Genomic DNA, 15474 nt, shown 5'->3' on the forward strand with positions numbered 1-15474 from the left:
GAGGAGGAGGATTGGGAAAGGAGGCGAGGACTATAGCGGAAAGCCGGACTGCAGCAGATCAAAGTGCCGTCGCCCGTTTTCAAAAAAAGTTTTACCATGTCTTATATTATAGCTACATTTGCGATCCCTAATTGCAGGGTAAATAATTGAAAATTAATTAATAAAATGCAACAGTACGAAACAGTAATCATTCTGACCCCGTTGTTGTCTGACGAAGCTGCGAAAGAGGTAATTGCCAAATTCCGCGGTATCCTTACAGATAACGGAGCCGAAATTATCAATGAAGATAATTGGGGTTTGAAGAAACTAGCGTATCCGATCGAGAAAAAATCTACAGGATACTATCACCTAACTGAATTTAAGGCTCCGGGTGAATTAATCAGCAAACTGGAACTTGAATACAAACGTGATGAGCGTGTAATGCGTTTTCTGACCGTTGCGCTTGACAAGCATGCACGTGCTTACAGTGAGAAAAAACGTAGCGGTGCTTTCAACCAGAAAAAACAACAAACTGAGGAGGTAGCTGGATAATGGCAAAAGATCAAATTCAATACGTAACTGCCCCTAAAGTAGAGGACAACCGTAAAAAGTATTGCCGTTTCAAGAAAAACGGTATCAAGTATATCGATTACAAAGACGCTAACTTCCTTTTGAAGTTTGTGAACGATCAGGGTAAAGTATTACCTCGCCGTTTAACTGGTACTTCTTTGAAGTTTCAGCGTAAAGTAGCTCAGGCTGTTAAACGTGCTCGTCATATCGGTATTTTACCTTATGTTACTGATTCATTAAAATAATTGGAGGTAAAGCGAAATGGAAATTATTTTAAAACAGGATATTAAAAACCTTGGCGAGAAAGACGATATCGTAAATGTAAAGCCAGGTTACGGTCGCAATTACCTTATCCCACAAGGATTTGCAGTTTTAGCAACTTCTTCTGCAAAGAAAGTGCTTGCTGAAAACTTGAAACAAGCGCAATTCAAACAAGACAAAATCAAAAATGATGCGCTTGCAATTGCTGCTCGTTTAGAAAGCGTAAAATTGACTATCGGTGCTAAAGCTGGTGAAAGTGGTAAGATCTTCGGAGCTGTGAACACTATTCAAGTTGCTGATGCACTTAAGAAAGAAGGTTTTGAAGTGGATCGTCGCAGAATCACTTTCGAAACTGAGCCTAAATTTGTTGGTGAGTACATCGCTAACTTAAACTTACATAAAGAAGTTAAGGTTCAGGTTCCTTTTGAAGTTGTTGCTGAATAAGCAGAACTACGAAAGATAAATATTTGGAAATGCCCTTGAGAAATCGAGGGCATTTTTATTTTTGGGCATGGCAAAAAGGAAGAGCAGCAGCAGGTCGGGAAGAAAAGGAGGGAATAGGGTGAGTGGTTTTTTTAGAGCCTTGAAGAAGGTAGTTCTCTGGTTCTTTATCGTCACGATAGCCTGGGTGCTCCTTTACCGCTTTCTGAACCCGCCCGTAACTTGGCTGATGATGCAACGCGCCATAGAACGGAAATGGGATGGAAAGAGCTGGAAGATAGAGAAAGAATGGAAGAGCTTTGATGAGCTTTCCGATAATCTAAAACTTGCTGCTGTAGCCGGGGAGGACGCTCATTTTTTGGAACATTGGGGCTTCGATATGAAGTCGATTCAGAAAGCTTATGCAAAAAATAAAGCCGGGAAGCCGATCCGTGGTGGCAGCACAATCAGTCAGCAAACCGCCAAAAATGTTTTTTTGTGGCCGGGAAGATCCTGGATCAGGAAGGGTTTTGAAGCCTATTTTACCCTGTTAATAGAACTGCTTTGGAGTAAAGAGCGAATTTTGGAGGTTTATTTGAACGTGGCAGAGATGGGGGATGGGATCTATGGTGCTGAAGCCGCAATGCAGCATTACTTCAACAAGTCGTCTGAAAAGATGAGCAAGAGGCAGGCCGCCCTGTTAATCGCTGTCCTGCCGAACCCACTTCGATGGTCGCCTGCAAAGCCAACCAAATACATCTATTATAAACAGTACTTAATTTTAAGGAATATGCGTAACATCAGGAAGCTTAACTTTTAAGCTGTCTGTAGTTGCTTGCTTCCGTTAGTTAAACCACTCCTGTAAATACCCGGGCATGCCAGCTGTTTTTGAAGGGAACCTCCCAGTTGGTGTCCAATTCTTTCCTTGTTTGTACGAGGTTGTTAAACACAACGGTATTCTCGTTTACCTCACCCGCGGCTATGCGTTGTTCAAACTCGTCTCTGCTGCAGGATAGCACCTCGCCATTCTGACGGAAGGCAATGTTGAGGCGATCAAACAGGTCCACGTGATATTGTTGTTCTATCTGTTTCATCAGCTGGACAGATTTGTCAATAGAGCAGCCTGTTGCTCCAGCCTGTGCTTCGTCAACCATAAGTATAATAAACCGATTATAGCGTACTTCTGCCTGTGCTGCAAGTTGATGACCGTGCGCTAACCACTCACCCGTAAAGGTGTGAAGCAGCGATTCTATTTCCTGCTGCTCAGCAGCAGTGAAGGGCCGGTTGGCCTGGTAGATCCAAACTCTGGAATTCTCAGAAATTTTCATTAATCAAATTTACTAAATTCTTAAATTGTAGGCGTTTTTTAGTCCTTCAATCATGTTGGCGAAATGTAAAAAGCCTTTCTTTCGTTTGCTCCTGTTCTGTAGTCTGGCTCTGTTGCTGTTGTCGGCGTTTGGGGAGAGAACTAATTTTAGTGATCAGCTGCGTTGGATCCAGCAATGTCTGAGCACTTGCTTCGACGCCGCTGTTGGGAAGCAGAAGTTGAAGAAGTGGGATTTAGTTGTTACCGAAAAAGGTTTTTTTCGACTACGAAAGTACTTTCCAAACGGGAAGCAAGAATACTTTTCTTTTCATCTGAAGCGATTTGATGAACTAAGTTTTCTTGGAACGAGCAGCGTAGGGGAGTTGGTTATTAAAACGGTATCCGACGATATAATCGTACAAACGTATAATGACCCCAGAGGTAATATTGACTCGATGACTTCTGTGTTAAAACTACCGGTTGTACATGTAGAGCCGGAGCAGCTAGATAGCCTGGAAACAGCCTTAGAGGCACTTAAATAATTGCGTTCGGTAATAGACTTTTAAGTTTTGGTTAAAAAAGCCGTAGAAAGTATTGCATTGGTAATATAAATGTCATAACTTTGGTTTTGAAGTTATTGCTCTCATAGCTTGCTTCAAATTAATGATTAATGTGTTAAAATAAGATGGCTCATTCTATCCACTAGAATGGGCCACTCTTTTTTAAAGACAACTCCCGGAATTTCCTCATCAAAAGAAACTTTTATTGCTAATGGTAGGAGCCGTTATCTATCGATTTTACGAGCAACAGGATATTTTCAAAAAAAATTTAATAATTAAAAAAACCCAGTACATTTGCAATCCCAAAAGGGACGGTATCATAGCTCAGTTGGTAGAGCAAAGGACTGAAAATCCTTGTGTCGCTGGTTCGATTCCAGCTGATACCACAGAAAGAAACCTCAGAGCGATCTGGGGTTTTGTTGTATTAGAGCCGTCTTTTTATTGCCGCTAAAAAATTTACGATCTTTTAGGGCGGGGGAAATGCGTTTTGGATTGGGGATCTGACCTGGCGGGTTCCGGATATTACTATCCATAAGCCCTAGGCTTGCGGATAACTTTTTAGATTTTTTATTTCTCTTTTCAAAAAAAGGCTTACATTTGCAATCCCAAAAGGGATGGTATCATAGCTCAGTTGGTAGAGCAAAGGACTGAAAATCCTTGTGTCGCTGGTTCGATTCCAGCTGATACCACAGAAAGAAACCTCAGAGCGATCTGGGGTTTTGTTGTTTAAAGTCTCCTCCGGAACAAAAGCGGCAGCTATAACACATCTCTCAGTTATTATACAGCTTCCGTATACTAAAGCACAATCGCAATTGCGGAGTCAGTCCACGTTTGCTCTCCAAAACCTGCACTCATGGTGCTCACAACGTGCACTCACCGTGCACGCAAGCAGAGCCAAAAGAGAACAGGAGCAGGGGGGGAACATCTGTAGTGGTGCTATAGATACCCCTGCAATTTCGAGGTTTCCATTTTAATGTGCTAGACATGAATGGGTTTTGACATCCATCAATATTATTTTGAAGTGCTTAGTCAGCCAATTCAAAAAAAAACCTTATAATTGCAATCCCAAAAGGGACGGTATCATAGCTCAGTTGGTAGAGCAAAGGACTGAAAATCCTTGTGTCGCTGGTTCGATTCCAGCTGATACCACAGAATAAAAGCCCATCTTTCAATAGAAAGGTGGGCTTTTCTATTGGAAGGTGATTCCTTCTTTAAATGTGAGTAATGTTGTTTTAGGGATACCACTCTTCTCTTAGGGGTACAGCGGGTTGGCTAATTCAACTATGCTTTAGACATCCCAGTGACTACGTCGGCTTGTTTTTCTCGCTGCAAACAATAAAATCAAGTCGAAGATCCATTAATATTCGATAAATTTAAACCTGGACGTCGAGCTGGAATGCTCATCACCTGAAACGATCATGAGAAGATTTTTGAAGATTACTATTTTTTTACTTGGAGGCAAGGTTTCCTTATTTGCTCAAACTGCAGTTATTCCGCTTTATCCAAATGCTGCACCAGGTAGTAAGCCAACTCCTTCCGATTATGTGGAGCATACCGGTAACGGCTGGACAACAAAGGTAAGTCAGCCTACTCTTACACCGTTTTTTCCCCCTGATGGGAAAGCAAGCGGAGCGGCCATTATCGTAATTCCCGGTGGAGGGTATGCTGGACTAGCAGTTAACCATGAGGGAGCCGAGGTTGCAAAGCGATTTGCTGAGGTTGGTATAACCGCTTTTCTACTAAAGTATCGACTCCCCAGCGACTTAATTATGCGCGATCGCTCCATCGGTCCTCTTCAGGATGCGCAGCGAGCCCTGGAACTGGTCAGGTCAAGGGCTTCAGAATGGAAGTTAGACACTTCAAAAGTAGGGGTGATCGGATTCTCGGCGGGCGGCCATCTGGCGTCTACCCTTGGGACGCACTACACGAAATCGCACATAGGCAAATCGAATGTAAGTTTAAGACCCAGCTTTATGATGCTTATTTATCCTGTTATTTCAATGGGTGAGTTTACACATGGCGGCTCGAAGGAAAATCTGATCGGGAAGGACGCCTTTCAACAGCAGATTGATCTGTTTTCCAATGAAAAACAGTTGAGACAGGACACACCGCCTGTCTTCATCTTACACGCACAGGATGACAAAGTAGTTCACGTAAATAACAGTCTACTGTTTTACCAGGAAGTACTGAAGCACGGAGGTAAGGCAGAGATGCACCTGTTTCAGGCAGGAGGGCACGGCTTTGGCTTGAACAATAAGGCTGGCGGACAATGGTTCGAAAGTAGTTTGAACTGGCTAAGAATTAACAAGTTTTTTTAAGATAGATTCGACGGGAGGTCAGCGGGCAGTCCAACTTTTACTTGGAACCGATCCTTTTAAAGACCGGTTCCAAGTATCTTTGTTTAAAACTTTACAACCTCCCAGTAGGCTTTTTTTGGCTGGAGGTTGGTGTCAAATAGCAAAGGATAATTTTTTCGCCCCCGGGCGTCTAACCAGGTGTATTTATCAGAAAGGTTCCAGAAAGTGACGCCAGTGATGTTTTTCTGGTATTGGCGAAACACATCGAATACCATCTTGTATTTTTCGAGTTGCTTCTGCTCCATCTCGGGAGTAAAAGGAGCAACTTGCTTTTGTTGCTCTCCACGAATAAGCTGTCCGCCCTGATTTCCTGAATATACCGAAATATCCAGCTCGGTAAATTGGATTTGCAGTCCCAGTGAAGAGAATAGTTCGATCGACTTTACAAGCTCCTCACGGCTGGGCGTATTGATAGACCAGTGAGCTTGCAGACCAACTCCATGTATGGGTACTCCTTTAGCCAGCAAATTTTTCAACAGTTTATAGATCTTTTCCCTCTTCGCGGGTATTTCGGTGTTGTAGTCATTGTAAAAAAGCACAGCTTTGGGATCTGCCTCATGTGCAAACCGGAATGCTTGCTCAATGAATTCCTCGCCCGTGATCTGGTACCATTTGGAGTTTCTGAAAAAGGAACTATCGTCAGCAATTACTTCGTTCACCACATCCCATGCATAAACCTTACCCTTGTAGCGCGACACGACTGTGTGAATATGTGTCCTCAACCTATCCAGTAAGACCGCCTTGCTAACGTCGTTTCCCAGGGAGTCCTTGAACATCCAGGAAGGAGCCTGGGTATGCCAGCACAGCGTATGGCCTCGCATCTTCAAATTGTTCCGTACGGCAAAGTTGACGATGGAGTCAGCGTCTCGCCAGAAGTACCGGTTTTCGGCAGGGTGAATCGGTCCCATTTTCATTGCATTCTCAGCGGTGATGCTGTTGAATTGTTTCAGAATGAGATTACTTTCCGCACCGCCCTCGAGGTCAGAGGGCCGCACTGCAACCCCTATAGGGAAATAGTTCTGATAATAATCCTTCAGTCCCTGCGAAGCCTCGTCGCCAGGGAGGGGACTGGCAGCAGTAAGCCCTATTCCAATAATGGCCAGACCAATAGCGATCTTCTTTCTGTATCTGTTCATCCTAACTTGTAATTTATCAATCTACTCAAAACTACCTGGATTAGATAAAACGCAATGTCTTGTTTGAGCATATTAAGGGTACAGATGTTTAGAGAAGGGAATCATTGTAATTGGTGTACACTTCGACACCTGTTGACTAGCAGGAGATTGAAGGATTACTTTAGCCTCCATTGAAGGTGAGAGGCAGCCTTGCAATGTCATCATCGATTTGAGTTATTGCTTTTGAACATCCGGACGGTTTTTTTGCACAGGAGTGTTTCTTATTCGCTATTGTGATTGCTACATTAGATCCTTCCTGCAAACTGTTGTTCAGCCGGAAACTAACCGTCCCCGCCTACCTTCGATGGCTTGCAGCAGAATGGAACGACGTAATAAAACCAGTTAATCGTTAATAATGATAAAAAGCCTGTTTACTGTATTGATGATTGTCGCAACGACTTATTCTGTCGGGGCCCAAACAACCGATGCCCAAACTGCCGCAGCAAATTTACCTCCTGTAGTGAACATGAGTTCCGACGAGGCTCGCAAGCATATGATGGATCAACTGGGAATCAAAGCACTGAGACCCGGCCCGAGTGCGGACGCCTCGGCACCCAATGCCGCCAATTATAACGAGGCCCTCGCTAATCCTTATCCGAAACTTCCTGATCTGCTGGTGACGAAGAACGGAAAGAAGATAAGTACAGCGAAAGCATGGACAAACCTACGACGTGTAGAGATTGCGGAGGACCTGGAGCGGGAGGTCTACGGTCGCATTCCTGAAAACGTGCCTGCTGTAAAATGGACCGTTAAAATTACCGATCGCGAATTTGTAGGACGAACTCCTGTAATTGCGAAGCAAGTGATCGGGCGCGTGGATAATAGCAGTTATCCTTTGATTAGTGTCGACATTAATATGATGCTGGTGCTGCCAACGAATGTAAAAGGCCCTGTCCCTGTGTTGATGATGTTCGGCCGGCCTTCCTTTCCCGCGCCCGCGCAGCCCTCACCGGAAAACCTGGAAAAGATTAACACCGCATTGAAAGAACTGCTGATACAAAGTAGTCCTGAACTGAAGGCGATCTTTGATCAATACCCGGCTTACAATCCCATCATACGCTCGGGCCCGTCGCCCTTTGCGCCGCCTCCGGCAGGAGAGCTTTCGCCCACCGAGCAATTGCTGGCAGCGGGTTGGGGCTATGCTACCATTGATCCCAATAGTGTGCAGGCTGACAATGGGGCCGGCCTTACAACCGGAATTATTGGTCTGGTAAACCGGGGACAACCGCGCAAGCCGGAGGACTGGGGAGCACTTCGGGCCTGGGCCTGGGGCGCCTCCCGTGCACTCGATTATCTCGTGACAGAGTCGATGGTTGATGCAAAAAAGGTAGGAATAGAGGGAGTATCACGCTATGGTAAAGCGGCGTTGGTGACGATGGCATTCGATCAACGCTTCGCTACCGGTTTAATCGGCTCCTCGGGTAAAGGGGGTACTACTTTGCACCGGAGGGTTTTCGGGGAAGCGGTAGAGAGCCTGATAGGTTTCTCCCACTATTGGATGGCAGGCAATTACCTGAAGTACGGCGCTTCTGAGGCAAAGTTTGGCAGTAAGAATGCCGGCGATCTGCCCACCGATTCCCACGGCCTTATCGCCCTGTGCGCTCCCCGTCCCACTTTTATCAGCTACGGCATCCCTGAAAAAGGCGATGCGCATTGGCTCGATCAGCAGGGTAGCTATATGGCAACCGTAGCAGCAGGTTCGGTTTACAAATTGTTGGGCGCTAAAGATCTCGGCGTCTCTAACGACTATATGAAGGAGAAAATGCCGCCATACAACACGAGTATGCTTGATGGAGAACTGGCCTGGCGGCAGCACGATGGTGGACATACCGATGCCCCCAACATGAAGCATTTCATACCATGGGCTAACAGGGTTTTGAATTATGATGTAAGAAGGTGATCGATGATATACGAAAATAAGAATCAGACCCTTCAAAGGTTTCGAACACTTAACGAACCTAAATAATTAAGTATCAACCCTGTTCATGTGGCAGCGGCCGAATAAAGATAGTCAGTCTATGGTTCGCCTGTTTGCAGGCAAAAAATTATTTCTCAAAACCAGTTTCTTTGTAGACCTTAATAAACGTGGTGCACAACCTCTTCCAGGCTGCAGGGCTCATAGCAGCTTTACTGAGCCTCTTGAGATGAGTCGCGCTCTTCTGTCAGAAGCCTTTCAGCACGTTAAAAATACCTGCAGCGGGTTTGTAACAAGGCCATTACGATCGCGCTTTGTGCAGGAATTGAAGTGGTTGTCGTTGCTCAATTGACATGTGAGCTATTAAATTGAACATTTGTCGCTTCCTACTTCTCCCACCGGCATAGTTTTGCACCTAATAGAAATGGTAGATACCCTGTCTTCGTTTACGACGTATCCAGACTTCCAATTAAACCAAGCAATGATTGTCCGGCTATAGCTCCCGACGGGCTGAAAGTGTATACATCTGGCTGTTCGTCCGATTTAATTCAGATAGCAAAGTCCGTAAATGACAGTGTAAGAGATTAAGTAATATTAAGTATGAGAATCAAATTAACCCTGATTTTAAGTGTTCTGTTCTTATGGAATTATTCCAGTGCTCAACCTGTGGCAACCAAGCTGATTGGCTTGCCACAGTACGTAGAGGTCTCGCCTTCGGCCAAAGGATTCGAAATTGCTAAAAACGGCAATTCCGCTCCAATTTATGTAGATGGCAACGAATGGGCCGGAGTCGTACGGGCGGCAAACGATCTTAGTGATGATATCCGTAAAGTGTCTGGTACAGCATCCCCAGTGCTAACCGGCCAAAGCCCTGCCAAAGGAAGTATCATTGTAGGCACCATCGGTAAAAGTAAGCTGATAGATCAGTTAATAAGAGATAAAAAGATCGATGTTTCCAGGGTTCGGGGACAATGGGAGTCGTATCTGATACAAACAGTAGGTGACCATCTGATTATAGCGGGCAGCGACAAACGCGGTTCCATCTTCGGAATTTATGACCTCTCTGAAAAAATAGGAGTTTCCCCCTGGTACTGGTGGGCGGATGTGCCGGTTCAGTCAAATAAAACATTGGTTGTTAAGCCAGGAAAGTATATACAGGAATCTCCGAAAGTAAAATATCGCGGTATTTTCCTCAACGACGAAGCTCCGGCCTTAACTGGCTGGGTAAAGAATTCATTCGGAACCAACTACGGCGGCCATAAATTCTACGGCCATGTATTCGAATTGATTCTTCGCCTGAGGGCGAATTACCTGTGGCCGGCCATGTGGTCTTGGGCCTTTTATCAGGATGATCCTCAGAACAGCAAGCTGGCGGATGAAATGGGGGTAGTTATTGGCACTTCTCACCACGAGCCCATGGCCAGGAATCATCAGGAATGGAGTCGTAAGCGGAAAGAATACGGAGCCTGGAACTATGCCACCAACCAGAAAGTGCTCGACAATTTTTTCCGCGAAGGCATAGAACGCGTTAAAGGGACAGAAGACTTGATTACGATTGGAATGCGGGGAGATGGAGACGAACCCATGTCGGAAGACAGTAACGTCGAGCTTTTAGAGACCATTGTTAAAAATCAACGCAAAATTATCGAGGATGTCACCAAAAAACCGGCCAAAGAAACCCCTCAGGTATGGGCGCTGTACAAAGAAGTGCTGGATTACTATGAAGCGGGCATGCGTGTGCCCGACGATGTGATCATGCTGCTTTGCGACGACAACTGGGGAAATGTAAGGAAATTGCCGAATGAAAAAGAACGGAAGCATAAGGGAGGATGGGGAATGTATTACCATGTAGACTATGTAGGTGCTCCGCGTAATTACAAATGGCTAAACGTAACCCCGATACAAAATATGTGGGAACAAATGCAGCTAACGTACGACTATGGAGTGGATAAGCTATGGATAGTGAATGTGGGAGATTTGAAGCCAATGGAATACCCCATCACGCTGTTCCTGGATATGGGTTGGGATCCTGCAAAATTCACTGCGAAAAATTTACTAACGCATACCCGTCAGTTTTGTGCACAGCAGTTTGGCGAGGCTCAGGCTGACGAAGCCATGCGCATCCTGAATCTTTACAGCAAGTATGCCGGAAGGGTAACCCCCGAAATGCTTGACAGGAATACCTATAACGTGGAAACAGGAGAATGGAAGCAAGTATCCGACGAGTATCTTAAGCTTGAAGCCGAAGCCTTACGTCAGTACATGGCGCTTGAACCGCAGTATAGAGATGCATACAAGCAGGTAATCTTATTTCCAGTTCAGGCAATGGCCAATCTTTACGAAATGTATTATGCCCAGGCAATGAACCACAAACTCTATGCAGATAAAAATCCTTCAGCCAATTTTTGGGCAGACAAAGTAGAACAGACATTTAAACGTGATTCCCTGCTAACCTATGATTACAACAACGTCATGTCTGGCGGAAAGTGGAAACATATGATGGATCAGAAACATATAGGTTATACTTCATGGAATGACAACTTCCCGGGAAATATCTTACCAACGATTTATCGTATCAACAATCCGGAGGGAGTAAGCGGTAAGTATGTATTCTCGCCTGAAAAGGGGTATGTGTCGATAGAGGCGGAGCACTTTTATGAACGGAAGAATGCGCCGGATACCGAGTGGACCACTATTCCATATATGGGACGTACCTTAAGTGGTATTGCATTGATGCCATATGCTAAGCCTGTAAAAGACGCTTCTCTTACCTATAAGATGACCCTGCCCAAAGATGTGCGTTCAGCAAATGTTCATATTGTGGTAAAGTCGACCCTGGCTTTTCTCGATAAAAGCGGCCATAAGTATAAAGTGGGCTTTAAGGGAGGCAAAGAGCAGATCATCAATTTCAATGCAGACTTAAATGAAGATAAGGAAAATCGCTACTCCATTTTTTACCCTACGGTAGCAAGACGGGTGGTGGAGAAAGTAGTTAAGCTGGATGTTCCGGTGACAGCAGACGGGACGCAGCTACTTACCCTCAGTCCGCTGGATCCGGGAATTGTCTTCGAGAAGATCGTTGTCGATTTTGGGGGATATAAAAAATCGTACCTCTTTATGAATGAGTCTCCCACTAAAAGGGAGGTGAATTAGGGTAATCAGAATTTTTGAACATAAGATGTAACGTTTGAATAAGAAATCCGTCTGATAGACTGGTTATAATTGGTTAGTTAACGCCTGCATCCTCCCCGTTTGCAGGCGTTTTTATTTCTTTTCACCTGAGGTTGGTGTTATCACCATACCTCTAAGAATCTTGTACCTAAGGTTGGTGTGATTACACCCACCATAGAGAAACAGCGGCCTCCGGTTAGAAGGGCTTTCTCTCGTTAAAATGATCGTTTTTTTGCACAGTCAATGGTAGCCCTAGCCTAAACGTACTGGCGCAAGTCTTGTATGTCGGCACCTGAGCGCTGAAGACTTGTGACGCTACGATCCGAAGATAGAAAAGTAACTATACTCAGCACAAGTCAGCCAATGCTCATGCAAACACATTGAAGACTTGCGCTAGATGTGGAGATCGTTTTTTGAGCCTAACTATTAAGACGTTGAGATGATGTCGACTTGAAAGCCATAAAACACAAGACTTGCTTAACGTAAAGAATTTCAACGATAATGTTATGCTCATTTTTGAGATAGTTAGTGCCATCGCAAGTGCTTCTTATCGTCTAATGTCTTTTTGTAGTCCGGAGATGAGATCATCGAGTTTCTCGCCATAAAGGTTTCTTGCGTTCTCATAGGACTGGTCTGCAAGAAGCTGAAGGAATTTTTCTCGACCAAACGACTCAATAAGTCTTTTAACTAGTTCACCCCCTAATGGATAGATGATATCATTACCAACCCTTAACTTACCTTTCCAAACGTCGATTATCGAGTATTTAGAATGATTAATGTTTTTCAACTGGGCTACTTTATCCCTTTTCGTTAAATCAAAGTAAACGCAAACTCCTTCTGAAATTAAATATTTTTTTTTGATTGGCTTAGCCGCGAAGTAGCTGATCGAATGCGTCATCTCGTGCCCTAAAGTGTTGGCGATGCTTGTATGCGTAAGACAAAGAGGAGGCTCAGTGAAAGCAAGAGGGGTTTTAAGTAATACTTCTCCCTTTTTAAGATCATTCCAGACGAAATAATCAATTTTCTTCGGAAGCTTCACTTTGAAAAAGTTGTTGATTAAATCAAAAGCTTTTTCTTTTTGCATGATATAAGAGGCGACGTCACCTACCGATGCAATATCTTGGAAGTGAAAAATAAAGTGCGAGGATTCTTTTATTGTCCAAGTATCATATAACTCGTCAAAACCTACTCCAAGCAATGTGTGTGAGGCTACCTCCTTCGACTATTTGATTTCCAAACTTTTCAATAAGTTTTCTTTTGCTTTTACATAATTACCTAAAGAATAGTAAGAGACACCTAAGTCATGCATCGTCCAGGCTTTGGAGGACAAAGGCGCATTCTCGAAAGCGTTAACTTTTTCCAAATATCCAATCGCCTCAACGAAGCGGTATTTACGAAATAAGCTTCTGCCCGCTATTTCATAAGCTTGTGCGATTGAGCTATCGCGTTTGATAATATTCTTAGCTGCTGCAAGGGAAGAGTCTATTTGTTTTCTGTTCAGCATTGTGTATGCTTCTTCAACTGTCTGACCGAAAACAGCATTGCTTAAAGTCAAAAAGGTCGAAATTATGATACGTCTTCTTATATGTTGCATGCTTTTGGCATTTCAGATATTTACAAGTAAAAGTACCTGTTTGCTATATTTTAGCGACATCGTTTTTTAAGATTATGTGTTCGCCCCAAGGTCGAAATCTGTTAATCCTGCGGATATTGCTAGCTCAAACATTTCTTCATCATTATTATACCTGAAGTTGGTGTTATCACCATACCTGTGAAATTTATTTTCTTACATACATAATAACCCAGTAAGAGCCTGACTTTGTTCGTTGCCTGAGGAGTATCTTTACTCCTCCGCCCCTTATTGTTTCTGATTCTTTGCTTACGCATTATATGGAACATGTGATGTCTGGTATCGGGCATGAGTATGAATAGGAAAAATGGTATGGTGATAACACCAACCATAGGGAAAATACAATAGTAAAACCATAGGCAAATAGCACAAGCGGACGCTTGCGCTAGACGAGGGGGAATTAGTGTATTCAGGATATTTGAACATGACGTGTAACGTTTGAATAAGAAATCCGTCTGATAGACAGGTTATAATTGGTTAGTTAACGCCTGCATTCTCCCCGTTTGCAGGCGTTTTTATTTCATCCCCGAATACCTGAGCTGAGTAATAAACTTAGTTGAAGTCTGTTCATCGTCAGAAAATGTGTGATGTCTGGTATAGGGCACGAATATGAATAGAAAAAATGGTATGATGATAACACCAACCATAGGGAAAAAATCACCTTGCTCGATAATCTGAACGAAGGCAGTAGAACCGCAGAGTCCCTAAAGGAGACTCTGCGGGAAAAAGTAGTTACAACAAAGAATAATACGCTTTTAATCAGGCACTCATATTACTTGCTTCCTCGCAGAGTCTCCTATGCGGAAGCCATAGCAAAGGAAGGGACTCTGCGTCTTCCTTCGAAGGGCTTGTTATACCTGAGGTTGGTGTTATCACCATACCTCTAACCTGGATCTGTCCCTAATCGGACTTTGTTCCTTGCCTGAGGAGTCTTTACTCCGCCGCCCTTATTACCTTTAGACGTTTCTGATTCTTTGCTTACGCGTTATATGGAACATGTGTGATGTCTGGTATAGGGCATGAATATGAATAGAAAAAATGGTATGGTGATAACACCAACCATAGGGAAAAAATCACCTTGCTCGATAGTCTGAACGAAGGCAGTAGAACCGCAGAGTCCCTAAAGGAGACTCTGCGGGAAAAAGTAGTTACAACAAAGAATAATACGCTTTTAATCAGGCACTCATATTACTTGCTTCCTCGCAGAGTCTCCTATGCGGAAGCCATAGCAAAGGAAGGGACTCTGCGTCTTCCTTCGAAGGGCTTGTTATACCTGAGGTTGGTGTTATCACCATACCTCTAACCTGCATCTGTCCCTAACCGGACTTTGTTCCTTGCCTGAGGAGTATCTTTACTCCTCCGCCCCTTATTACCTTTTAGACGTTTCTGATTCTTTGCTTACGCGTTATATGGAACATTTGTGATGTCTGGTATAGGGCATGAATATGAATAGAAAAAATGGTATGGTGATAATACCAACCATAGGGAAAATACAATAGCACAAGCGGACGCTTGCGCTAGACGAGATGATAGATTGCGCTGATTTCTTTGAATTCGGAACATTTGAACACACCTTTAAACCAATCGTAGAATAGATTTCCATCCTCTTTCTGTTCTTTTGTTTCGGAAGATGCGTCTAGTCATCGCCTCTTCTTTTCATAATGAGAAAGTCGCTTCAAGAAATGGAAGTGACTTTTTTTATTAGGTATCATCCAACATCGGTCGTTCCCACAAATTACCCGGCTTTATATAATCTCTTCACTCCTGATATAAAAAGAAACCGCCCCTCGAGGGGGCGGCGTATAACCAATTTAAGGGAGGGATGTTCAAAGAGACACATAGATTGTCTCCTTGTATTATATACCAAGGGTATAGAAGCACAAGCAGGAAGACTTGCCTTTTTCCTTAGAAATAGGACAGAAATGTTCAAAGCGCAGATAGATAAGAAATTGAGGATATTAAAAAACTGGCTTCTTAATTTGTAGGTGTAGAACGAGATGATATTGCAGGAAATCCTGCGGCGTTTTTCCGAGTGCCTTTGTTTTACAAGTTTCGTTTGAACTTATGAAGCATTAAATTAGACATTTGTTGCTGTTGTCCGGTTCTTTTATATGTATTTTCGCCCTTAAT

At 43.8% G+C, this 15474-nt stretch carries 12 protein-coding genes and 3 tRNA genes; 11 read left to right on the forward strand and 4 right to left on the reverse strand.

What is annotated here, in order from left to right; all coding sequences use genetic code 11:
- Positions 1-165: 165 nt before the first annotated feature.
- The 4 genes from rpsF to mtgA all read left to right on the forward strand — a co-directional run bounded on the left by rpsF (position 166) and on the right by mtgA (position 2050).
- Positions 166-531 carry a 30S ribosomal protein S6 gene (gene rpsF, locus J4N23_RS12645; protein WP_207427797.1) on the forward strand — a complete coding sequence of 122 codons (366 nt, stop codon included), beginning with the start codon at positions 166-168 and terminating at the stop codon, positions 529-531.
- Positions 531-794, forward strand: coding sequence for a 30S ribosomal protein S18 (rpsR, locus tag J4N23_RS12650; protein WP_207427799.1), 264 nt, complete (start codon positions 531-533; stop codon positions 792-794). Before rpsF ends, rpsR begins: the two co-directional genes overlap by 1 nt.
- A 16-nt stretch (positions 795-810) precedes the next feature.
- The gene (gene rplI, locus J4N23_RS12655; RefSeq protein ID WP_207427801.1) at positions 811-1254 is read left to right on the forward strand and encodes a 50S ribosomal protein L9; all 444 of its coding nucleotides are present in this window, start codon (positions 811-813) and stop codon (positions 1252-1254) included.
- Positions 1255-1321: 67 nt separating this feature from the next.
- Positions 1322-2050 (forward strand): monofunctional biosynthetic peptidoglycan transglycosylase, encoded by a 729-nt coding sequence (mtgA, locus tag J4N23_RS12660; protein ID WP_207427803.1) that lies wholly within the window; start codon positions 1322-1324, stop codon positions 2048-2050.
- A gap of 28 nt (positions 2051-2078) precedes the next feature.
- Here the strand turns inward: mtgA and J4N23_RS12665 are convergent, their stop codons facing one another.
- Complete coding sequence (locus J4N23_RS12665) at positions 2079-2558, reverse strand: ABC transporter ATPase (protein WP_207427805.1); 480 nt, start codon at positions 2556-2558, stop codon at positions 2079-2081.
- Between the two features lie 52 nt (positions 2559-2610).
- Here J4N23_RS12665 and J4N23_RS12670 point away from each other — a divergent pair, with 52 nt between their 5' ends.
- The 5 genes from J4N23_RS12670 (at position 2611) to J4N23_RS12690 (ending at position 5414) form a co-directional block, all read left to right on the forward strand.
- Positions 2611-3078, forward strand: coding sequence for a hypothetical protein (locus J4N23_RS12670; RefSeq protein ID WP_207427807.1), 468 nt, complete (start codon positions 2611-2613; stop codon positions 3076-3078).
- Positions 3079-3409: 331 nt separating this feature from the next.
- Positions 3410-3482: transfer RNA gene (locus J4N23_RS12675), tRNA-Phe, on the forward strand.
- A 230-nt stretch (positions 3483-3712) separates the two neighbouring features.
- Positions 3713-3785: transfer RNA gene (locus J4N23_RS12680), tRNA-Phe, on the forward strand.
- Between the two features lie 387 nt (positions 3786-4172).
- A tRNA-Phe gene (locus tag J4N23_RS12685) sits at positions 4173-4245 on the forward strand.
- A gap of 269 nt (positions 4246-4514) precedes the next feature.
- Entirely contained in the window at positions 4515-5414 is a 900-nt protein-coding gene (locus tag J4N23_RS12690) for an alpha/beta hydrolase (protein ID WP_207427808.1), read from the forward strand.
- Between the two features lie 83 nt (positions 5415-5497).
- On the opposite strand, the gene J4N23_RS12695 is transcribed toward J4N23_RS12690, so the two are convergent.
- Complete coding sequence (locus tag J4N23_RS12695; RefSeq protein WP_207427809.1) at positions 5498-6589, reverse strand: endo-1,4-beta-xylanase; 1092 nt, start codon at positions 6587-6589, stop codon at positions 5498-5500.
- 394 nt (positions 6590-6983) lie between these two features.
- Between J4N23_RS12695 and J4N23_RS12700 the strand changes: the two genes are divergently transcribed.
- Together J4N23_RS12700 and J4N23_RS12705 are read left to right on the forward strand one after the other, a co-directional pair.
- Positions 6984-8528, forward strand: a complete 1545-nt coding sequence (locus J4N23_RS12700) for a S9 family peptidase (protein WP_207427811.1) — start codon at positions 6984-6986, stop codon at positions 8526-8528.
- A 615-nt stretch (positions 8529-9143) separates the two neighbouring features.
- Positions 9144-11696, forward strand: a complete 2553-nt coding sequence (locus J4N23_RS12705; protein WP_207427812.1) for a glycosyl hydrolase 115 family protein — start codon at positions 9144-9146, stop codon at positions 11694-11696.
- A gap of 565 nt (positions 11697-12261) precedes the next feature.
- Here J4N23_RS12705 and J4N23_RS12710 read toward each other — a convergent pair.
- Positions 12262-12798 (reverse strand): hypothetical protein, encoded by a 537-nt coding sequence (locus J4N23_RS12710; RefSeq protein ID WP_207427814.1) that lies wholly within the window; start codon positions 12796-12798, stop codon positions 12262-12264.
- Positions 12799-12936: 138 nt separating this feature from the next.
- Positions 12937-13308: a hypothetical protein gene (locus tag J4N23_RS12715; RefSeq protein ID WP_207427816.1), complete on the reverse strand. Its 372-nt coding sequence runs from the start codon at positions 13306-13308 to the stop codon at positions 12937-12939.
- Between the last annotated feature and the right edge of the window lie 2166 nt (positions 13309-15474).

Source organism: Pedobacter sp. SYSU D00535 (assembly GCF_017355855.1).
Taxonomy (GTDB): domain Bacteria; phylum Bacteroidota; class Bacteroidia; order Sphingobacteriales; family Sphingobacteriaceae; genus Desertivirga.

What these genes read in the sequence shown, in the direction of transcription:
- J4N23_RS12700 (WP_207427811.1), top strand. Translation starts at nt 6,984, where the DNA reads ATGATAAAAAGCCTGTTTACTGTATTGATGATTGTCGCAACGACTTAT.
- mtgA (WP_207427803.1), top strand. Translation starts at nt 1,322, where the DNA reads ATGGCAAAAAGGAAGAGCAGCAGCAGGTCGGGAAGAAAAGGAGGGAAT.
- J4N23_RS12695 (WP_207427809.1), bottom strand. Translation starts at nt 6,589, where the DNA reads ATGAACAGATACAGAAAGAAGATCGCTATTGGTCTGGCCATTATTGGA.
- J4N23_RS12710 (WP_207427814.1), bottom strand. Translation starts at nt 12,798, where the DNA reads ATGCAAAAAGAAAAAGCTTTTGATTTAATCAACAACTTTTTCAAAGTG.
- J4N23_RS12705 (WP_207427812.1), top strand. Translation starts at nt 9,144, where the DNA reads ATGAGAATCAAATTAACCCTGATTTTAAGTGTTCTGTTCTTATGGAAT.
- J4N23_RS12670 (WP_207427807.1), top strand. Translation starts at nt 2,611, where the DNA reads ATGTTGGCGAAATGTAAAAAGCCTTTCTTTCGTTTGCTCCTGTTCTGT.
- rplI (WP_207427801.1), top strand. Translation starts at nt 811, where the DNA reads ATGGAAATTATTTTAAAACAGGATATTAAAAACCTTGGCGAGAAAGAC.
- J4N23_RS12665 (WP_207427805.1), bottom strand. Translation starts at nt 2,558, where the DNA reads ATGAAAATTTCTGAGAATTCCAGAGTTTGGATCTACCAGGCCAACCGG.
- rpsR (WP_207427799.1), top strand. Translation starts at nt 531, where the DNA reads ATGGCAAAAGATCAAATTCAATACGTAACTGCCCCTAAAGTAGAGGAC.
- J4N23_RS12715 (WP_207427816.1), bottom strand. Translation starts at nt 13,308, where the DNA reads ATGCAACATATAAGAAGACGTATCATAATTTCGACCTTTTTGACTTTA.
- J4N23_RS12690 (WP_207427808.1), top strand. Translation starts at nt 4,515, where the DNA reads ATGAGAAGATTTTTGAAGATTACTATTTTTTTACTTGGAGGCAAGGTT.
- rpsF (WP_207427797.1), top strand. Translation starts at nt 166, where the DNA reads ATGCAACAGTACGAAACAGTAATCATTCTGACCCCGTTGTTGTCTGAC.